Here is a 19557-nt window from a genome sequence, read left to right as displayed (position 1 = left end):
GCAATAAAATAATAGCTGGGTGTTTTATGGCACCCAGTTAAATTTCATCTTAACTATGCAAGAAAATAAAGAGAAAGGTATCGAGGATATTTTCGATGATGCCAAAGGCTATTTAGAGGCAAGAGTAGAATATACCCGACTTTACCTCGTGGAAAAGGTATCTAAAATATTTGCCGATTTAGTAACCAATACGGTGGTAATTGTATGCTTTATTCTGGCATTCTTATTTGGTAGTGTAACATTGGCTCTCTTCTTATCTAGCGTTTTAAATAGTTATGCCGGAGGGTTTGGCTGCGTTTCATTAATTTATATTTTACTTGCAGTTGTGGTGTATTTAACTAAAGATAAATACATCGAAAAGGCAATTATAAATATCGCAATTAGTAAGTATTTCAACAAACTTGCCGATAAGGAGGAAGAAGATGAGAAGTTATAAAAATATCAGCAATCTGGAAGATTTGCAAGCCAAAAAGCTTGAGCTTAAGGTAGAATATACATTAAAACAAAACCTGCTTATTGCGGATTCAAAAAATTATGCAAAACAATTTACTTTTGGGGCACTGATTAAAAAATACGCTACTCCGAATAATTTTTTCAAAGCTGACGAGAAATTGAATATCAGCGGAACAGCGATGTCTTTGCTGCTGCCGATGTTTATGAATAAGACACTTTTCAGGGGTGCAGGCTTTTTAACTAAAGCAGCAGTCGGATTGGTTTCTGGTAAGGTTGGTAAATCTTTAGATGCAGAACATCTTTCAGCAATTTACAATTCGGTTAAAGGCTGGTTCGGCAGCAGAAAAGATAAGAAAGCAAAAAAGTTTATTGATTATGGCATTCCGCCAGATAGCGAAACATATTAGTCTGATGATTTATTAATCATCCGTTAATTAGTTAACGAGGTGCAAAAATTAGATAAACAAAAAACTCCTGATGATTCATCAGGAGTTTTTTGTTTATGCTCGTAATTTCGTATTTCTGCGCTTAGCCCCATGAACGAATAACAACTAAACTGATGAACCGTTATAAATCAGTTTTAATTTTACCCTACTGGTTGGTGTCTCACCTAACAGCTTAAATTTATCTTATTTAATGCATTTATGGGCATTAATTTCAGTTGGTGGGGCACCACACCGATAGACAAAAGGCTGCTATGGAGTATTTTTAGCCCCATGAACTAATGAACCTTATAAATCCGTTTTAATTTTCAGCTCTTTTAATTGTTTTTCATCAATAGTACTCGGACTGTCAATCATCACATCCCTGCCCGAATTATTTTTAGGGAAAGCGATAACATCACGAATGGAGTCCAAACCAGCGAAAATGGATGTTAAACGATCAAAACCAAAGGCAATACCTCCGTGTGGCGGTGCGCCAAATTCAAAGGCATCCATTAAGAAGCCAAATTGTTTCTGTGCTTCTTCTGCACTGAAACCTAAGTGTTTAAACATTAGTGCCTGAAGGGTACGGTCATGAATCCTGATTGATCCGCCACCAACCTCAGTTCCGTTAATGACCATATCATAGGCGTTGGCACGTACATTTTTTGGATCGGTATCTAATAATGCAATGTCTTCTGGCTTAGGAGAGGTAAAAGGGTGGTGCATGGCATGATAGCGTTCCGTTTCTTCATCCCATTCTAACAGAGGAAAATCCAACACCCAAAGCGCAGAAAATGTATTTTTATCACGTAGCCCTAAACGGTTACCCATTTCCAAACGAAGTTCGTTCAATTGTTTGCGCACTTTATCTGTAGAACCTGCTAAAATTAAAAGTAAGTCACCCTTTTCCGTTTTAAATACCTGGCTCCACTGTTTCAAATCTTCTTCATTGAAAAACTTGTCAACAGAAGATTTTATGGTTCCATCTTCGTTATGACGGGCATAAATAAGTCCTGTGGCACCAATTTGCGGGCGTTTGATAAAATCTGTTAATTCATCTAACTGCTTGCGAGTATAGTTTGCGGCCCCTTTGGCATTAATACCAACGACCAATTCTGCATTGTCAAAAACCGGGAAGCCTTTGCCTTTCACCAAATCATTCAGTTCTACAAACTGCATGGCAAAACGGGTATCAGGTTTATCAGAACCATATAATCGCATAGCATCTGCATACTGCATTCTTGGAACCTCTGGTAAATCATAATTGCGTACCTCTTTAAAAAGCGTACGGATTAAGCCCTCAAAAGTATTTAAGATATCTTCCTGTTCAATGAAAGACATTTCACAGTCTATTTGTGTGAATTCTGGCTGACGGTCTGCCCTTAAATCTTCATCTCTGAAACATTTTACAATCTGGAAATACCTGTCGAAACCTGAAACCATCAGCAATTGCTTAAAAGTTTGCGGTGATTGAGGCAAAGCATAAAATTCACCCTCATTCATACGGCTTGGCACCACAAAATCTCTTGCACCTTCTGGGGTAGATTTAATTAAAACAGGGGTTTCCACTTCAATAAAATCTAAAGCATCCAGGTAGCGACGAACAGATTGCGCTATTTTATGGCGTAAAACCAGGTTATTGCGAACCGGGTTACGGCGCAAATCCAGGTAGCGATATTTCATGCGTAATTCATCACCACCATCAGTATCATCTTCGATCATGAATGGAGGCAGTTTAGCTGCATTTAAAATTTCTAAAGCCGTGATTTTTATCTCTACATCGCCAGTAGGCATTTTAGGATTTTTGTTGCTCCGTTCAACAACAATACCGGAAGCCTTAATCACAAACTCCCTGCCTAAGGTACGTGCAGATTCGCATAACTCGCGGTTATCATCCATGTTAAAAACCAACTGGGTAATACCATAACGATCGCGGATGTCTATAAAAGTCATCCCACCTAAATCTCTTGATTTTTGTACCCAACCACACAAGGTTACACTTTCGCCTAAGTTATTAAGGGTGAGTGCACCACAAGTTACTGTTCTTAACATATATTGTAATCTAAATTGAGCGGCAAAAATACCGAATTAGTTTTAAACTTTGGAATAGAAGCGCCGAGGTTTTTTAGCTACTTAAGCAGTTTAAGGTGAATAGTTTCTTAAACAGGAAAATATCAAATTTAATAACCATTGCCTTATTCAGAATTTAATCATTCATAAAAAGGCATTAACCCTTAGACTTTAATCTGCTCAGTGTTTCCGGCGAGATGTTCAGGTATGATGCAATCATTTTATTTGACAGTCTTTTCACAATGATTGGATGTTGATGAAGTAATTGCTGATACCTTTCCGTAACATCTGATGTGATAAATGACATTAAACGGTTGGTGTTGGTTACATAGGCATACTCCAGATAATGACGATATAGTTTTTCCCAATGTGGAACAATTGTTAAAAGGTTATAGAAGTCGGTTTTATTTATGCTCAGCAATGTGGTGCTTTCTGTAGCCTGAACAAATTCCAAAGACTTCGCTTCGGTAACAAAACTAACCAAAGCTGTTACAAATTGATCTTCGAAAGCAAAGAGCCTGGTTGCTTCACTTCCTTTTTCATTTAAAAAATAGATTCGCAGGCAACCCTTGGTTACAAAATATATTTTATTGCTAATTTGACCTGGACTTACCAAGTGTTCATTCCGCTTTACTTTTGATATAGTAAAAAACGATAAAACAGTTTTCAGATCATGTTCACTAATTTCAATACGATGGCTGATATAATTTGAAAGCTGTTGGTACATTATTTTAATAGCGAATTAGTTTTTTGACGCAATTTTCTCTGCTAATTTACGGGCAATAGGAATAATGATAAAGGCAGAAAGATATGATACAGGTAACATCACGCTCCAGGCCTTTAAAAATTTAATGAACCAATCTTCACCAAAACCATAGTTCCGCATCAGTCCTACAAATGCCATAATTAAGGTCATTGGGATGACTACCAGTAGTGTGTTGAGGTATTTAAAATATGCTTTTTTCATATGAATTTTGTTTTTAAGACAAAGATGCAGGGATAAAAAAAGCTAAACTATGATGTAAGTCAATAAATAGAAATGGGCTAATATTTCTCTTCCAGGATTACCTGTACGGCTATTACTTTCCAGTTGCCCCCCATATTCTTCCATTGGAAAATTTCCTCTGTTTGGATGGTTTGTTTTTTAGAGAAGACTATTCCTTTCACTTGAACAACTGTTTTCCTGGCAATCTTTTCGGATACTATTTCACCATCAATGGATGATCTTAGCCGATAGTGTGTGGTAGAAATCTCTTTTGTTTTTTTAAAATACTTTTCGGTTTGGTAAACCAGTTCTTTTCTGTCATACACGGTGGCATCGGCATTGCTGTATTGTATGCCATCATCAAATTGGCTCATGTATAGGCTAATATCTTTTCTTTCAAAAGCCAGATTAGCTTTTTGGTGTACAGTATCCAGTTCGTTTAAGATTAAATCAATTTCCATGGCATGAAGTTAAAAGTTTGCATGAAGCTTTAAAAATAATAATGAGGGGTGATCCTCTTTCGGAATTAACAGATAAAGTGCGTAAAAGATTTGATGGTTTTTATTAAAGTTTACAGGTGCAAGGTTTATTTAAACTTTTTTATACATTGATGCAACGTTTTAAATTCCCTTATGTCTTATCATCAGAATCTTCGAAATTTTGGAAACGGTATATATCGATAAAAACCTGGAATTGGTAAAAGCATGCATGCAGGGCAGCCGTGCAGCACAGTTTGATTTATACAAACTGTATGCGAAAGCGATGTATAATGTAGCCTTGCGGATTTTAAATTACGAAGAAGAGGCTGAAGATGTTTTACAGGAATCCTTTTTGGATGCCTTTACCAGGATTGTTGATTTTAGACAGGAAACAACATTTGGTTTATGGCTGAAACAGATCGTGATTAACAAATCCATTAATTATCTGCGAAAACGTAAAATGGAATTTGTGAGCACTGATGAGGTGTCTGAAGTGCCTGATGAAATCAGTTTCGACGATTATGATATCCGTTTACAAGTTGAAGAGGTTAGAAAAGCAATTACTGAATTGCCAGATGGTTACAGGGTGGTTTTAAGTCTATACCTGTTAGAAGGCTATGATCATGAAGAAATATCACATATTTTAAAAATTAGTGAAAATACCAGTCGCACGCAATACATGAGGGCAAAAAAGAAATTAAAAAGCATATTAGAACTGAAAGGGATGAGAGATGAATAATAGATTAGAAACTTTTGTTAAAGAGAACCGGAGATCTTTCGATATGATGGAACCATCGCCGGCACTTTGGGCAAAAATTGAACAAAAACTGGATCAGAAAAAAGAAAAAAAGCCGGTAAAGCTATACTTATGGATAAGTGTAGCAGCAGCAATAGTAGTTGTTTTCAGTTTAGGCTGGTTCTACGCAGGAAAGATGCAAAGCGGCGAAATAGAAATCGCTGATGTAAATACTGTTTATGCAAAGAAAGAAGTTCAGTTTGCAGGTCTGATTGTAGAGAAGAAAGATAGTCTGGCAATTTTTGCTGCTGCAAATCCGGAGTTATATAAAAAATTTACGGCAGATTTAAAGAAACTGGATGAGGAATATGAACGGTTAAAAAATGAACTTCCTGCTTCTCCTAATCAAACGTTTGTAGTGAAGGCCATGGTTAAAAATCGCGAAATTCAATTGCAATTGTTAAAACAGCAACTCCTGATCATCAACCAGGTAGACGACTATAAAAAAGTAAATCAGATTTAGGTAAAAGACAATTCGAAATTCAAGTATAAAATGGGTGCATTGCTCATTTGATACCTGTTATTAAATATAACATATGATGGTTTTAGTCCGCCGGCAGGTTTAGGCCATTATTTATAATAAACATCATGAAAATAAAAATATTATTAGCCTTGATGGCGCTCTTTGCCGTTAAAAGTGATGCACAGGAAACTGTTGTGATGCAGTTACCCACTGAAAGCTATGTGGTAAATTCAAAGGTTTCCACTCCCGCCAATGTTAATGCTACTGTGTCTTTAAAACAGGATGAGCAGGGCGGCGATACTGAAAAGTTTAAATCTTTCAGTAAAAGTTTCAATGTCGATATCAATGATAAAGTAAACCTGAATAACCAATACGGTACCATTACCATTAAAACCTGGGATAAAAAAGAGGTTAAGGTAGATGTAGATATTAGGGCTTTCAGCAATTCTGATGGGGATGCGCAAAAAATGATTGATGCCGTTACCATTGATGCCAGCAAAAATGGAGATATGGTTACAGTTAAAACCAATATGAGTGAAAGAGATGGCCGTTATGGCCGGGGAACGAGAAATGGTGTCACCAGCTGGCGCAGAGAAGTTAAAATCAACTATGTGGTTTACATGCCTGCCGCAAATTCACTTCAGCTTATTCAACAGTATGGTAATGTGGAAGTAGGCAACTTTACTGGCCCAACCTCTTTAAAAGTGCAATATGGTAATTTACTTGTGGGCAGCCTGAACAACAGCAACAATTATATTAATGTACAATATGGTAAATGCGATATCCGGGAATTAAATGCGGGCGTAGTTAAGCACAGTTATAATGGCCCCGTGAATATTGGCAGCGCAGGGACTTTAGAATTGGATGCAGAGTATGTCGGCGTTAATATCAATACCATCCGCAGGTCTGCTGATTTGAGCATTCAATATGGTAAAGGCTTAAACGTGGGTACCATTGGGGGGAATTTATTGTTAAATACAGAATACGCCAAGGTGAACATTAATACCATCAGGGGAAATATGGTAGCTAAACAAGCATATGCAGACCTGACCATCGCATCAGCAGGTAAAATTGCAGTGGATGCTGAATATTCAAATGTCACTTTGGGTTCGGTTAACGGTGATGCCAATATTAAAATGGATTATAACCGTTTAAATGTGAATGAAATTACGCCTGCCTGCAAAAGCTTTACCTTTGCCGGTGAATATGTTGGCGTTGGTTTGGGGTTTGCAGAGCGATATAACGGGAACTTTAATGTGTCTACTTCTTATGCCGGCTTTAAATTCGGATCAAATGTATCCGCTTCATTAACCAGCAAAGATGATGAGGACAAGCGATATTCCGGTAAAATCGGGAATGGTAGCACTGGAAATGTAAATATTAAAACCAGCTACGGTTCGGTTACTTTTAAATAAGAATTTACAGGCTAGATGAGCTAAACAGGCCTTTCCGCATTTGGGAAGGCTTATTGTTTTAATAATAACTAGTTTAGTAAATTAAAGGAGATAAATTAAGCATAATTTCAATAGCTGTTTACTTTTTAATTTCATGAAAAAATTTTTCCTTTTAATGCTTATGCCCTTGCTGAGTTTTGCACAATCAAATAAACTTAGTAAAGCGGATAAAATTTATGGGTTATCGAAATTGTGGCAAGAGGTAAATTATAACTTTGTTTACCTCAATAAAGTTGACCGCATTAAATGGGATAGTACTTATAAAGTATTAATCAATACCATTCCTGAAACCAAAAGCGATTACGAATATTATCGTGAGCTACAACGTTTTTTGGCCATGCTGAAAGATGGACATACTGATCTTTATATGCCTGCCGGACGTGATTTCGAACCTTTAAATACGAAGTTTGGTGATTACAGGCTGTTCATAGAAAACATGGCTGGTAAAGCAATTGTTACCCGTGTTAACCTCAGTAAGAAAGAGGAGATTCCGATAGGGAGTGAGGTCATTGAAGTAAACGGCAAGCCTACGGCTGCATATATTTCTGAAAATATTACCCCGTATATTTCCTCATCAACGGATTATGGACTTCAGGATATCAGTATAAGCACCTTATTGCAGGGGCTGGATGGTACGCAGTTTAAAATTAAAATTAAAACTCCGAAAGGAAAGGTATTGTCATTTACCCTAACGCATCAACAAACTACGGAAACCGAAGTTTTTCCAGCTTTTCCCTCTGAAGGGAAATTGTTTAGTTTTAAATGGGAAACCAAAGGAATTGCCTACATAGCGTTAAACTCTTTTACCGACGAGAAAATCGATTCTATGTTTGTGGCTAAACTGCCAGAACTTTACAAGGCAAAAGCCCTGATTTTAGATTTAAGAAGCAATGGGGGCGGAACCACAGGTATTGGAAGCTATATCCTGAAATACCTGACCAATGATAGTTTGTTATATGGCTCACGATATTCTACCAGGCAATTAAATTCTGCTTTTAAAGCCTGGGGTAAATACACAACGGCTAAAGATACGGTGAATAATTCATGGAATGCAAAAGCGCTACTCACCTATCAGGATAATTATTTTTATAATTTTGATTATTATCCGCTTAAAAATGACCTTTCGGCAAAACGAATAGTTGTTCCTACCGTGCTATTGATTGGGCACAATACCGCATCAGCTGCTGAAGATTTTCTGATTTATGCGGATAACCAGAAACACATGACTAAAATTGGTCAGAATTCTTGTGGTAGTACAGGGCAGCCTTTTCTTTTCGATCTTCAAGGTGGGGCAGTGGTGAGGGTATGTACCAAAAAAGACACCTATCCTGACGGACGCGAATTTGTGGGCTATGGCGTTAAACCTGATATTGAGGTTGTACCAAAGGTGGAAGATTTAATCAATAACAATGATCCTGCGCTGAAAAAAGCAATAGATTTTTTGAGCAAGAAGCTAAAATAATTCTAAAGAATAAAATTAGCGACTAAGCAGAGATCAAAAATCTTCGTCAGGCAGATCAAAACTAAAATATCACATCATCTGTTCCATATAAGGTGGTTGATTTATTTATCTTCGCCTTATCAGATAAAAAACATATGGATTTCTTAAGTACTCCGGAAGCCTGGATCTCACTTTTAACCTTAACTCTTCTGGAAATTGTTCTGGGCATTGATAACATCGTCTTTATTTCCATCCTTTCAGGCAAGTTACCTCAAAACCAGCAGAAAAAAGCCCGTCAGCTTGGCTTAGGTCTGGCCATGATTACGAGGGTAATGTTGCTCCTGTCGCTTAGCTGGATCATGACGCTTACTTCTCCTTTGTTTAATATCGGAAGCTGGGTTGGTATTGATGGTGGGGAATGGTATGAAAAGCTGGCCATTTCAGGCCGTGATTTGATTTTAATTATTGGCGGATTGTTCCTGATTTATAAAAGTACGCACGAAATTCATCACAAACTGGAAGGTGAAGAAGACGAGGAAGGGAAAACAAAAGTACATTCGTTCTGGGCAACCATTGTTCAGATCCTCGTCTTAGATATTGTTTTTTCATTAGATTCTGTAATCACTGCAGTGGGGATGGCAGAACATATTGAAATTATGATTGCAGCCGTAGTCATCGCCGTAATTATCATGATGTTTTCTGCCGGTAAAATCAGTGAGTTTGTGAATAACCATCCAACAGTTAAAATGCTTGCCCTTTCTTTCTTACTTTTAATTGGGGTTTCGCTTCTTGCAGAAGGACTTGATCAGCATATTCCTAAGGGTTATGTGTATTTTGCAATGGCCTTTTCAGTCCTAGTGGAAATGCTTAACCTCAAGATGAAAAAGAATACGAAGAAACCGGTTGAACTCAGAAATATGCCAAAGAAATAGTGAAATCACCATTGAACTTCTCAACTTTAGTTTAAAGTCTATATCTTTTTAAGAATAAATCTTACAGCACATATTCTTCATTAATTGGTTTTATAGGGTCTGGAATATCAGTTTCTTCCAGCATTTGCAGCAGATTAATTTCAATTGTTCTGGTGATTTGATTCAATGGAATTCCTGCAGAATTATTTTCAAAAGGATCTACCAGGCTCATTCCATTAATCTGAGTAGAAACGAAAACAAAACCAATTAACCAGCCTAAAAAGATAGAAGCTGGCCCGGCAGACTGGCTAATTACCAGTGTAAAGGTAACCACGAAAAGCCAGATAAACACTTTAGTCAAATAAGTGTAGGTGGTAGGGAAAATAGTGTTTTTAATCCGCTCACTCATGCCCATTGAATCTGAAAATCGAACCAGCATTTCATTGATCTCAATAAACCTGAAGCCGTCAATTTTATTTTCTTTAGACAGTTTTTGTAATTCTCTCGACTGGATATTTAGTATTGCATTGTGCACATTTGAATGTTTGCGAACTTCAATCAGTTCTTCAGGAGGTAAATATTTAATGTAAATTTCATCTACAGTACTACGTAAGCTCGCTTTAAGCGCATAAAGAAAAGCAATATGCCTGAAAATAATCCTTTTGGTACTTGCTTCATCATCATCTACATAATTAATCAAGGCCCTTGCATAAGAGCGGGAATCATTTACGATAGCACCCCATATTTTTCTGGCTTCCCACCATCTGTCATAAGCCTGGTTATTATTAAAGCCGATAAAAAAAGCAATTGCCGTACCTAAAACGGTAGGAATAATGGAAGGAATTTCAAAATGATGCGCAATTAAATATTCACGAATGAGATAAGCCGCAGTGCAGGAGGCAATCATAATGAGGTCAACCTGCCATGTATTTCTTAAAATTCTACTGAGTCTGATATTTTGTATTAAAAGCATATATATGATTTTCGGTATGAAAGTACAAAACTATGGCCAAAATGCTTTACTATTCTAATTTAAATCATCACTAATCTTTTTACCACTCAAATGTTTATATTCGGAAACCAAATATTCTGTTTATGAGCGAAGCATTACCTAAGAATAGTATTTTTAAAGTGATAGGTGCCTCTTCACTGGGCACATTAATTGAATGGTATGATTTTTATATTTTCGGCAGTTTAGCTGTCATTATTGGCGATCAGCTTTTTCCAAAAGATGCCGGCGCTTCAGCACTGATCAATACGCTTGCTATTTTTGCTGCGGGTTTTATTGTCCGTCCGTTTGGTGCTTTGGTTTTTGGGCGGCTGGGTGATCTAATAGGCAGGAAATATACTTTTCTACTGACATTGGTCCTCATGGGGGGCTCAACCTTTCTAATTGGTTTAGTACCTTCTTATAAAAGCATTGGTTATGCTGCTCCGGTTTTAGTATTGGTGTTGAGGTTAATCCAGGGGTTGGCACTTGGCGGGGAATACGGTGGTGCAGCAACGTACGTGGCTGAACATGCTCCGAAAAATAAGCGGGGATTCTTCACCAGCTGGATTCAAACTACTGCAACATTGGGCTTATTTCTTTCTCTGGGCATTATTGTAATGACCAAAAATGTTTTAGGGGCTGATACTTTTGCCGATTGGGGCTGGCGGATTCCTTTTTTATTATCGATTTTACTGGTAGTGGTATCCATCTATATCCGGATGAAAATGCATGAATCGCCCATGTTTTCTAAATTAAAAGCAGAAGGAAATGTATCTAAGAACCCACTGAAAGAAAGTTTTAATAACAAAGCCAACTTTAAAATGGTCTTACTGGCTTTATTTGGAGCAACTATGGGGCAGGGAGTGATCTGGTACACGGGGCAGTTTTATGCTCAATCTTTTCTGGAAAATACCTGCAAGCTTGATTTTAATGATTCAAGATATATTTTGCTATGGGGCATTGCTTTTGCCACACCCTTTTTTGTAATTTTTGGTGCCTGGAGCGACCGGGTGGGTCGGAAGTGGATTATGCTGGGTGGAATGCTGCTTGGGATTATTTTTTACCGGCCTATTTATCAAACCTTTTTAGATGATACGGATACTTCCAAAATGGATTTAAGTTTGGCAAACTACAGCAAGCCTTCGGTTAAACGTGAGTTAATTGACGGAACACCTGATAGTCTTTATACGGCTACCACTAAAGTTTTACTCTCTAATGGTGCATCTTTTAACCGTGTTCAGGCAGATACAATTTCAAAGACTTCAGGAATTCTTACAGGAAAAGAAATCATTAAAGATAAAATTTTACCAACATCCATCTTCTGGAAGTTTGTCGGACTTATTTTCTTTCAGATTTTACTGGTTACGATGGTGTATGGCCCTATTGCCGCATTTCTGGTTGAACTCTTTCCAACCAAAATCAGGTACACTTCCATGTCGCTCCCATACCACATTGGTAATGGCGTATTTGGAGGTTTAGTGCCATTTATTGCCACTTTAATAGCCAGTTTTTCTGGCTCCACACCGCTCTCCGGTTTGTGGTATCCTATCGGAATTGCCACGCTGAGTTTAATTATAGGAACAGTTTATTTATCTAACAAGAAGGATGAAAGCATAAACGATTAATATGAACAGGTTAAAGAAATTATTAGGAATCATATGGATAGCTTTAGGCCCGTTGGCCATGGCATTCCTGTTTTTGCAGGCCATTGATAAAGTTGGATTGGCAAATAGTGATATAGAAAGAATGAATACCATTTTGCAATGGGGGATCATTCTGTTTATCTTTTTTCCGATTAGTTTAGGTTTGGTGGTTTTTGGCTTTTATGCCTGGAAAGGTGAATATGATCAGTTGGAAAACCCTGATTAAGGGAAATAAAAAACCCCGATGCTTTTTGGCATCGGGGTGGATATATGAAGACCTCATAGGTAGAGGGTAATTGCTTATTATCCTTGTTTTTGAGCCGTTTGTTTTAATGAATCATTTGCAACGATTACAATCTCCACACGACGATTTGCTGCACGGCCGGCTTCTGTTTCATTGTCAGCAATTGGCTCAGAAAAACCTTTACCAATAGTTACCAGTCTTGAAGATGGAACACCCTGAGAAACGGCATAAGCTTTAACTGCTGCAGCTCTTCTTTCTGATAATCCCTGATTGTAAGTTTCAGTACCTTTGCTATCTGTATGTCCGATGATTTTAATATCAGTATCAGGGTATTGATTTAATGATGCAGCTAAACTCTGAACGTTTGTTTTAGCAGCGTCTTTTAATGCTGTTTTATCAAAATCAAATAAAATACCACTGTCAAATTTTACAATAATACCTTCACCTTCACGGATAACCTCTGCATTCGGTATTGCTTTTTGAATTTCAGCCGCTTGTCTGTCCATTCTGCGACCAATAAATGCACCTGCAGTACCACCAATAGCACCACCAATTAATGCACCTACAGCGGTATTACCTGCTTTCTTTCCAATTAACGCACCCACAACACCGCCTGCTGCTGCACCAATACCAGCACCTTTCTGTGTTTTGGTTAAACTATCACAACTTTGAAATGCGATTGATCCTACTGCTAATCCTATGCTTAATGTTGCTATTCTTACTTTTGAGATACTCATGATTATTTATATTTAAATTCTGAATATTGATATTCAAACACGATGCCAAAAAATCATTTAAATAAAATTTCGTGAGTTTTACACATTTAAAGGTTAAAAAGAATAACATGTTATGATTTAGTATGCCCAATCAAATTGTCATTCATTTATAATGTATCATTCTTAGTACAAGATTAAGCAGAGAAATAACTCTCCAGTTCTTTTAATGTATTTTCATCTGTTTTAAAGTCTTTAATGACCTGGCCCTTCTCTACTAAAATAATTCGGTTGCAAACATCGGTCACGTGATTTAAATCATGACTGGAAATAAAAGTAGTCATACTGCCGGCTTGTGTTTTTAATAAATTTTTTAGCCTGATCTGAGTGGTCGGATCAAGATTGGCGAAAGGCTCATCTAAAATCAGGATTTCGGGTTTTTGCATTAATGCAGCTGCAATTCCAACTTTAACCTGGTTGCCCTTACTAAAATCACGGATATATTTGCCGCTGTTTAAAATCTCGCCATTAAAAAATTCTCCATACTGAGTAAGGTAGGCCGAAACATCTGCAGCACCTAGGTCGTGAAGGCTTCCTATAAAAATAAAATATTCTTCAGGAGTTAGATAATCAATTAAAAACCCTTCATCAAGAAATGAAGCAGTATAATTTTTCCAGTTATCATGCTGCATGACGTTTTCGCCTTTCGATAAAACTTCGCCTTGGGTTGGGCGAATTAAATCTAATAGCATACGGAAGAACGTGGTTTTTCCTGCCCCGTTATTACCTACTAAACCTACGGTTTCACCAGCTCCGATATGTAAATCTTCGATGTTTACAACGATTTTATCGCCATAAACTTTTTGTAAATTTTTAACTTCTAAAATCATATTATTCTCTAAAGCCTTCGGCTATTTTATAACGTTGTAATTCAAGTCTTTTTGTAATATAGTTTACCCAGAAACCACGCATGAGCAGCATAACCAGGCCGAAAATTGAAACGGCTATTAAACCCCAGTAAGGCTTGTTGAGTATTCCGAAGGGTACATAAATTAAAATTGGCGTTAATGCATAAGGAAACATTAAAAGCCATTGCGTTGCGCCTGTCCCCTGGTAATTAAAGCTTGCTGCTTTGGTAATGTCTAAGCGCTTGTAATTTAAGGTGGCAAGATAAAGTACCACCACTGTACCGAAGCCTATATTATAAAGGTAAGCTGCTAAATGAAGCAATAAGAGTTTGGGGCTTAAAAATCCATAAAAACTGGCAAGCAAAGTAATCACGGTACAGCCGATAGTAAAAAGTAAAAACTTGGCCTTGATGTAATCTTTAAAGTTGATTTTATTGGCCAGGATTCCATCAAAGTGAGCACTTTGCCATGCAAACATAAACTGTCCGTAAATAATGATGGAAATTCCGGTCATGAAAATGGCACCGAACATCATTTGTCCGAAAGCATCTGCATTTATGGCTTTTTCTTTGTAGAAAATAAATCCATAGAACAGAAAGAAAAAACCCATAATCACGGAAGAACGAGGTCTTTTATGGCGAAGAATTAATTTCAGTTCTAAAGCAGCTAATTCACCTACTTTGCCAAAACGATTTAAGAAGGCATAATCTGTACTTGCTTTTTTCTCCTGCTTGCTGCCAAGTTCTTCCGTATATAGGTTTTTACGAAGGAAAGTGGAATTCAGATAGAAGATAACGATTGCTGCAAGTGTGAAAACGAAGCCGATATATGGTTTTGAAGCAATGGTTTTAAAAAGGTAATCAGAGGCTGCCATTACCGAAATCACTTTATAATATTCAAGTGCAGCGAAAGCAGCGAAAATTACCAGGCCGGCAAGTGTGTAAAGTACATTGCTAATCGATTTTCTTTTGATGTAAAGTGCCAGATAATTGTTAAAAACAGATAAGGAAAGAATGGTAACGATATACATTAAAGCTGCAAAAGCACCGTAGGTTGGTGCAATTTTCATAAAGCAAAATGGCCAGAATATAAAAAAAGGCCACAGGTTAAATGCCGAGAAAAGTGCTTTAACATTTAGAAAATTAATAATCTTGCTTCTGGAAATGCGAAGATGCAGATAAGGAATAATACTTAAAGTTGGCAACTCCTGCAATTGCAAACGCATAATGAAATCAAGGGCGAAATAATAGAGGATTAATCCGTTAAAACTTTTGATTACATCTTGATTTGGGAAGGCTTTCGGCAAAAAATATTGCATTCCAAAACCTGCACCAAGGGCGAGAACCAGAAAATAAAGCATGAAAAAACCCAGAACGATTTGACCGGCAATACTGCTGCCCCGATTCCGCGAACGCCAGAAGGATTTCCATTGATGGCTTAAAAAAGTATTCAACATATATAGTTTAGGTATTAGTTCTCCTGTTTAGTATTTATTTTGGTTAAAATGTTACAGCTAATAGTTGTATTTATCTTTCCAGTTTTGTTTGAGTTTTTCACGAAGCTTTTCTTCTGCAGGGTTTTTACCCGGATCATAAAGTTTGGTGCCGCTTAATTCATCAGGGAAATATTCCTGTGCTTCAAAATTTCCTTCATAGCCATGCGAATATTTATAATCTTTTCCATAACCGATATTTTTCATCAGTTTGGTTGGTGCATTTCGGATATGTAGCGGAACAGGCAGGTTTCCGGTTTGCTTCACTAAGGCCTGGGCATGGTTGATTGCTTCGTAAGCTGCATTGCTTTTGGGTGAACTGGCCAGGTAGGTTACACATTGCGACAAAATAATCCGCGCTTCGGGATAACCAATAACATTTACGGCAGTGAAGCAATTATTGGCCAGAAGCAATGCATTTGGATTGGCATTGCCGATATCTTCTGAAGATAAAATCAATAATCTCCGGGCAATAAACAGGGGGTCTTCGCCGCCTTCAATCATGCGGGCCAGCCAGTAAACAGCCGCATTAGGGTCGCTACCACGGATAGATTTGATAAATGCAGAAATGATATCATAATGTTGCTCACCGGCTTTATCATAAAGTGCTAAGTTTTGTTGCGCATGAGCCAGAACATTATCATTCGTCAAGGAGATTTCATTTCCGCCAATACCATTTATCGCAATTTCTAACACATTTAAAAGCTTGCGCGCATCGCCACCTGAAAGTCGAATGAGTGCTTCGTGTTCTTTAATGGTTATTTTCTTTTCGGCAAGAATCGGGTCTTTTTTTATCGCTGTTTGAAGTAAACCGGCCAGTTCATCTTCGGTCAGCGATTTTAAAATGTAAACCTGGCAGCGTGAAAGTAAAGCGGAAATCACTTCAAACGATGGGTTTTCTGTTGTGGCACCAATTAAGGTTACTAAGCCGCGCTCTACTGCGCCAAGCAAACTATCTTGTTGCGATTTGCTGAAACGATGAATTTCATCAATAAATAAAATGGGCAAACCCAAAAAACTATCTTTTAATGCGGCCGCTTTATCAATTACCTCGCGAATATCTTTAACGCCACTATTAATGGCACTCAAATTAAAAAACGGGCGATCCAGTGCCTGTGAAATAATATATGCCAAAGTTGTTTTGCCAACCCCGGGCGGTCCCCAGAAAATCATGGAGGGCAATTGGCTGCTTTCTATTGCCTTGCGTAAAACGGCACCTTCTCCTACCAAATGTTTCTGCCCTACATATTCATCCAGGTTTTGAGGACGCATTCTTTCGGCTAACGGTGCTAGATTTTGCATAATGGTAAATATATGAAAAAATGATTTTTAACTACAGATTTCATAAGGGAACACGGTTTATGGGTTGCGATATTTCAATCCGTGCGATTAAAAACAATCAATTATAAATCCTGTTTTATGCCTCTGTTTTTGAATGATGTTCATATCTTTATTTTCATTAGACTGATGTTCTATATGCATTTTATGCACGTTATGAAATGGGATTGAAGATTCGGCCCTCGAATTTTAAACACAAACCTTAATCTGTTGTTTATTTATGTGTGATTTATAAGTTAATTTGAATAGATAGATCCGAACTATTCAACATTCATCCATTCATTCACCCAATCATTCACGCATTCATTTATCCAATCATTCACGCATTCAATCTTTAAGATATGAAAGATAACTTTTCTATACAAGCGGCAGAATATGCCATTTACCGCCCTACTTACCCTGTTGAATTATACGACTTCCTTTTTAAATTGGTGGATCAGAAGGATACTGCATGGGATTGTGCCACTGGAAACGGTCAGGTGGCGAGGATATTGGCACAACACTTTCGGCAGGTTTATGCTACTGATATCAGTGAGAAACAATTGAGCCAGGCACTTAAATTGCCAAATATTTTATATAAAGTCGAATCTTCCGATCAGGTAAATGTTGCTGATCAAAGTTTCGATTTAATCACAGTAGCCCAGGCTATTCACTGGTTCAATTTTGAAGCCTTTTATTCGGAAGTGAAGCGTACCTTGAAACCAAATGGTTTGATTGCTGTGATGGGTTATGGTTTGATGCTGATCGATAAAAAAGTGGATCAGGTCATTTATAAATTATATGAAGATATTTTAGGTAAATACTGGGATAGTGAACGCCGGTATATCGAGGAGGGTTATAAAACGATTCCTTTCCCTTTTGAGGAAATTACAGCACCTCATTTTCAAATCAAAACCACCTGGAATTTTAACCAGCTGATCGGATATTTAAATACCTGGTCATCACTGCAGCATTATAAAAAGGCAAATGAACGCAATCCGCTGGAGTATGTGATGATTGAGTTAAAAGAAGCCTGGGGCAATGATGCAGAGAAAGAAGTGCGTTTTCCGGTATTGTTGCGGGTTGGGAGGTAAGTTTAACCGCCAAGCTAACAAATAAAAGGCGCGAAGAAACGCAAAGTTGGATGTTTAGTTTTAACACGGAGAAGAACAAGAAAGACACAGCGCACACGAAGTTTAGGCCATTGTTACGGAGAGGCGCGATAACAAAGCTTTAAAAAGCTCTGTTTTCCCCCTGTGAAACCCTCGGTATAAGCTGTGGTTAAAATCGAAAACCTTATTTCAGCAAATCCAGAATACCTAAAACCGTCAGTTTTTTCTGCTCGCCACTTTGCATATCTTTCAAGGTTAATTCACCACTGGCCATTTCATCGCCACCGATTAAAATAACATATGGGATTTTCTTCGCATCAGCATAAGCCATTTGCTTTTTTAATTTCGCTGAAGATGGGTAAAGCTCCGCTGCAACACCTGCACTTCTGAATTGTTGTAAAATAGGCAAAGCATATTTTTCTGCCTCGGCGTCGAAGTTACTGATTAAAACTTTAGTGCCTACTTCTGCTGATGTCGGGAAAAGCTTTAATTCTTCTAAAACATCATAAATACGATCTGCACCGAAAGAAACGCCCACTCCAGTTAAATCTTTTAAGCCGAACATGCCGGTTAAATCGTCATAACGGCCACCTCCTCCAATACTACCCATGGCTACCTCATTGGTTTTGACTTCGAAAATACAACCGGTGTAATAATTTAGGCCTCGGGCCAGGGTGATATCTAATTCGAGTTTTGCAGTTAAAGGCAAACCATAAGAAATTAAACTTTCTACATATTCGAAAACCTGCTCAATTTCGGCAACACCTTTTAAGCCTGTTTCTGAGGTAGCAAGAACTTCTTTCAGGCTTGCTAATTTTTCTTCGTTGCTGCCCTCTAATAAAATCACCGGACGAAGTTTCTCCAGGTCATCTTCTGTAAAGCCGCGTTCTAAAAGTTCTTTACTCACTCCATCCAGGCCAATTTTATCCAGCTTATCAATGGCTACAGTCATGTCGATAATTAAATCAGGTTTGCCTATAATCTCGGCAATGCCTGATAGAATTTTTCTATTATTAATTTTAATGCTGAAATCTTTCAGGCCTAATTTGGCTAAGGCTTCGTTGTAAATCAGGATAAATTCAGCTTCGTTTAATAAGCTGTCTGAGCCTACCACATCCACATCACATTGATAAAATTCCCGGTACCGGCCTTTTTGTGGCCTGTCTGCACGCCATACCGGCTGCACCTGAAAACGTTTGAACGGTAGCGTAATTTCATGCTGGTGCATCACCACGTAACGGGCGAAAGGAACGGTTAAGTCGTAGCGGAGGGCTTTTTCAGAGATTAATGGGATTAGTTTATTGCTGTTTTCCTCTTCTGCAAAGTCGAAAGATTTCTTTTTAGGATCTTTGAGGTATTCCCCGCTATTCAAAATTTTAAAAATCAGTTTATCCCCTTCATCGCCATATTTGCCGGTTAAGGTAGAAAGGTTTTCAAAGCTTGGTGTTTGTATTTCAGCGTAACCATATTTTCTGAAAACCGTTTTAATGGTATCATAAATAAAGTTGCGTTTGACCATTTCAACCGGTGAAAAATCGCGGGTACCTTTTGCTAATGAGGGTTTAATAACTGACATAGCCGCAAAAGTACAAAAAGGTTTATTAACCACGGTTATGTTTTACCGCCCAGTAGTCGTCATTTCGACTGGAGCGAAGCGCAA

Annotated in this window: 20 protein-coding genes; 10 read left to right on the top strand and 10 right to left on the bottom strand. The window is 37.8% G+C overall.

Translation table 11 applies throughout. The features are described from left to right. Positions 1–55 precede the first annotated feature (55 nt). Together OQX64_RS13915 and OQX64_RS13910 are read left to right on the top strand one after the other, a co-directional pair. Entirely contained in the window at positions 56–436 is a 381-nt protein-coding gene (locus OQX64_RS13915; RefSeq protein WP_088299744.1) for a phage holin family protein, read from the top strand. After that, positions 423–860 (top strand): hypothetical protein, encoded by a 438-nt coding sequence (locus OQX64_RS13910; RefSeq protein ID WP_088299743.1) that lies wholly within the window; start codon positions 423–425, stop codon positions 858–860. Before OQX64_RS13915 ends, OQX64_RS13910 begins: the two co-directional genes overlap by 14 nt. A gap of 324 nt (positions 861–1184) precedes the next feature. On the opposite strand, the gene aspS is transcribed toward OQX64_RS13910, so the two are convergent. The 4 genes from aspS to OQX64_RS13890 all read right to left on the bottom strand — a co-directional run bounded on the left by aspS (position 1185) and on the right by OQX64_RS13890 (position 4394). Then, positions 1185–2930 carry an aspartate--tRNA ligase gene (gene aspS / locus OQX64_RS13905; protein WP_088299742.1) on the bottom strand — a complete coding sequence of 582 codons (1746 nt, stop codon included), beginning with the start codon at positions 2928–2930 and terminating at the stop codon, positions 1185–1187. Positions 2931–3105: 175 nt separating this feature from the next. Further along, the gene (locus tag OQX64_RS13900; RefSeq protein ID WP_265819236.1) at positions 3106–3675 is read right to left on the bottom strand and encodes a Crp/Fnr family transcriptional regulator; all 570 of its coding nucleotides are present in this window, start codon (positions 3673–3675) and stop codon (positions 3106–3108) included. 15 nt (positions 3676–3690) lie between these two features. Next, the gene (locus OQX64_RS13895; protein WP_088299740.1) at positions 3691–3915 is read right to left on the bottom strand and encodes a DUF2798 domain-containing protein; all 225 of its coding nucleotides are present in this window, start codon (positions 3913–3915) and stop codon (positions 3691–3693) included. Between the two features lie 77 nt (positions 3916–3992). Then, complete coding sequence (locus tag OQX64_RS13890) at positions 3993–4394, bottom strand: hypothetical protein (RefSeq protein ID WP_265819235.1); 402 nt, start codon at positions 4392–4394, stop codon at positions 3993–3995. Between the two features lie 199 nt (positions 4395–4593). On the opposite strand from OQX64_RS13890, the gene OQX64_RS13885 reads away from it, so the two are divergent. The 5 genes from OQX64_RS13885 to OQX64_RS13865 all read left to right on the top strand — a co-directional run bounded on the left by OQX64_RS13885 (position 4594) and on the right by OQX64_RS13865 (position 9498). After that, entirely contained in the window at positions 4594–5151 is a 558-nt protein-coding gene (locus tag OQX64_RS13885) for an RNA polymerase sigma factor (protein ID WP_172406425.1), read from the top strand. After that, on the top strand, positions 5144–5671 hold the full coding sequence (locus tag OQX64_RS13880; RefSeq protein ID WP_265819234.1) for a hypothetical protein: 528 nt from the start codon (positions 5144–5146) through the stop codon (positions 5669–5671). The genes OQX64_RS13885 and OQX64_RS13880 overlap by 8 nt, the downstream gene beginning before the upstream one ends. A gap of 125 nt (positions 5672–5796) precedes the next feature. Beyond that, positions 5797–7086 (top strand): hypothetical protein, encoded by a 1290-nt coding sequence (locus OQX64_RS13875; protein WP_265819233.1) that lies wholly within the window; start codon positions 5797–5799, stop codon positions 7084–7086. Between the two features lie 133 nt (positions 7087–7219). Continuing rightward, complete coding sequence (locus OQX64_RS13870; protein WP_265819232.1) at positions 7220–8587, top strand: S41 family peptidase; 1368 nt, start codon at positions 7220–7222, stop codon at positions 8585–8587. A 134-nt stretch (positions 8588–8721) separates the two neighbouring features. Further along, a complete protein-coding gene (locus OQX64_RS13865; RefSeq protein WP_265819231.1) occupies positions 8722–9498 on the top strand; it encodes a TerC family protein in 777 nt (258 codons plus the stop codon). 61 nt (positions 9499–9559) lie between these two features. Here OQX64_RS13865 and OQX64_RS13860 read toward each other — a convergent pair whose 3' ends face one another. Continuing rightward, on the bottom strand, positions 9560–10450 hold the full coding sequence (locus OQX64_RS13860; protein WP_088299735.1) for a bestrophin family protein: 891 nt from the start codon (positions 10448–10450) through the stop codon (positions 9560–9562). Positions 10451–10572: 122 nt separating this feature from the next. On the opposite strand from OQX64_RS13860, the gene OQX64_RS13855 reads away from it, so the two are divergent. Together OQX64_RS13855 and OQX64_RS13850 are read left to right on the top strand one after the other, a co-directional pair. Next, positions 10573–12093: an MFS transporter gene (locus OQX64_RS13855; protein ID WP_265819230.1), complete on the top strand. Its 1521-nt coding sequence runs from the start codon at positions 10573–10575 to the stop codon at positions 12091–12093. 1 nt (position 12094) lies between these two features. After that, entirely contained in the window at positions 12095–12337 is a 243-nt protein-coding gene (locus tag OQX64_RS13850; RefSeq protein WP_265819229.1) for a DUF6814 family protein, read from the top strand. Between the two features lie 77 nt (positions 12338–12414). Here the strand turns inward: OQX64_RS13850 and OQX64_RS13845 are convergent, their stop codons facing one another. The 4 genes from OQX64_RS13845 to OQX64_RS13830 all read right to left on the bottom strand — a co-directional run bounded on the left by OQX64_RS13845 (position 12415) and on the right by OQX64_RS13830 (position 16770). Beyond that, the gene (locus OQX64_RS13845) at positions 12415–13092 is read right to left on the bottom strand and encodes an OmpA family protein (RefSeq protein ID WP_172406424.1); all 678 of its coding nucleotides are present in this window, start codon (positions 13090–13092) and stop codon (positions 12415–12417) included. A gap of 173 nt (positions 13093–13265) precedes the next feature. Then, positions 13266–13958 carry an ABC transporter ATP-binding protein gene (locus tag OQX64_RS13840; protein WP_265819228.1) on the bottom strand — a complete coding sequence of 231 codons (693 nt, stop codon included), beginning with the start codon at positions 13956–13958 and terminating at the stop codon, positions 13266–13268. 1 nt (position 13959) lies between these two features. Further along, complete coding sequence (locus tag OQX64_RS13835) at positions 13960–15432, bottom strand: DUF5687 family protein (RefSeq protein ID WP_265819227.1); 1473 nt, start codon at positions 15430–15432, stop codon at positions 13960–13962. 57 nt (positions 15433–15489) lie between these two features. Then, entirely contained in the window at positions 15490–16770 is a 1281-nt protein-coding gene (locus tag OQX64_RS13830; protein ID WP_088299729.1) for a replication-associated recombination protein A, read from the bottom strand. Positions 16771–17147: 377 nt separating this feature from the next. Between OQX64_RS13830 and OQX64_RS13825 the strand changes: the two genes are divergently transcribed. Further along, positions 17148–17879, top strand: a complete 732-nt coding sequence (locus OQX64_RS13825) for a class I SAM-dependent methyltransferase (protein ID WP_265819226.1) — start codon at positions 17148–17150, stop codon at positions 17877–17879. Positions 17880–18081: 202 nt separating this feature from the next. Here the strand turns inward: OQX64_RS13825 and hisS are convergent, their stop codons facing one another. Continuing rightward, positions 18082–19473 (bottom strand): histidine--tRNA ligase, encoded by a 1392-nt coding sequence (gene hisS, locus OQX64_RS13820; RefSeq protein WP_265819225.1) that lies wholly within the window; start codon positions 19471–19473, stop codon positions 18082–18084. Positions 19474–19557: the final 84 nt, after the last annotated feature.

Origin of the sequence: Pedobacter sp. GR22-10 (genome assembly GCF_026239715.1) — a bacterium.
GTDB lineage: Bacteria > Bacteroidota > Bacteroidia > Sphingobacteriales > Sphingobacteriaceae > Pedobacter.
Note: the sequence above shows the minus strand (reverse complement) of the source record. Positions and strands in the feature narration are given on the sequence as shown.

Bases quoted from the DNA above. Each gene is read 5' to 3' on its own strand.
- OQX64_RS13915 (WP_088299744.1), top strand. From the start codon at position 56: ATGCAAGAAAATAAAGAGAAAGGTATCGAGGATATTTTCGATGATGCC.
- OQX64_RS13910 (WP_088299743.1), top strand. From the start codon at position 423: ATGAGAAGTTATAAAAATATCAGCAATCTGGAAGATTTGCAAGCCAAA.
- aspS (WP_088299742.1), bottom strand. From the start codon at position 2,930: ATGTTAAGAACAGTAACTTGTGGTGCACTCACCCTTAATAACTTAGGC.
- OQX64_RS13900 (WP_265819236.1), bottom strand. From the start codon at position 3,675: ATGTACCAACAGCTTTCAAATTATATCAGCCATCGTATTGAAATTAGT.
- OQX64_RS13895 (WP_088299740.1), bottom strand. From the start codon at position 3,915: ATGAAAAAAGCATATTTTAAATACCTCAACACACTACTGGTAGTCATC.
- OQX64_RS13890 (WP_265819235.1), bottom strand. From the start codon at position 4,394: ATGGAAATTGATTTAATCTTAAACGAACTGGATACTGTACACCAAAAA.
- OQX64_RS13880 (WP_265819234.1), top strand. From the start codon at position 5,144: ATGAATAATAGATTAGAAACTTTTGTTAAAGAGAACCGGAGATCTTTC.
- OQX64_RS13875 (WP_265819233.1), top strand. From the start codon at position 5,797: ATGAAAATAAAAATATTATTAGCCTTGATGGCGCTCTTTGCCGTTAAA.
- OQX64_RS13870 (WP_265819232.1), top strand. From the start codon at position 7,220: ATGAAAAAATTTTTCCTTTTAATGCTTATGCCCTTGCTGAGTTTTGCA.
- OQX64_RS13865 (WP_265819231.1), top strand. From the start codon at position 8,722: ATGGATTTCTTAAGTACTCCGGAAGCCTGGATCTCACTTTTAACCTTA.
- OQX64_RS13860 (WP_088299735.1), bottom strand. From the start codon at position 10,450: ATGCTTTTAATACAAAATATCAGACTCAGTAGAATTTTAAGAAATACA.
- OQX64_RS13855 (WP_265819230.1), top strand. From the start codon at position 10,573: ATGAGCGAAGCATTACCTAAGAATAGTATTTTTAAAGTGATAGGTGCC.
- OQX64_RS13850 (WP_265819229.1), top strand. From the start codon at position 12,095: ATGAACAGGTTAAAGAAATTATTAGGAATCATATGGATAGCTTTAGGC.
- OQX64_RS13845 (WP_172406424.1), bottom strand. From the start codon at position 13,092: ATGAGTATCTCAAAAGTAAGAATAGCAACATTAAGCATAGGATTAGCA.
- OQX64_RS13840 (WP_265819228.1), bottom strand. From the start codon at position 13,958: ATGATTTTAGAAGTTAAAAATTTACAAAAAGTTTATGGCGATAAAATC.
- OQX64_RS13835 (WP_265819227.1), bottom strand. From the start codon at position 15,432: ATGTTGAATACTTTTTTAAGCCATCAATGGAAATCCTTCTGGCGTTCG.
- OQX64_RS13830 (WP_088299729.1), bottom strand. From the start codon at position 16,770: ATGCAAAATCTAGCACCGTTAGCCGAAAGAATGCGTCCTCAAAACCTG.
- OQX64_RS13825 (WP_265819226.1), top strand. From the start codon at position 17,148: ATGAAAGATAACTTTTCTATACAAGCGGCAGAATATGCCATTTACCGC.
- hisS (WP_265819225.1), bottom strand. From the start codon at position 19,473: ATGTCAGTTATTAAACCCTCATTAGCAAAAGGTACCCGCGATTTTTCA.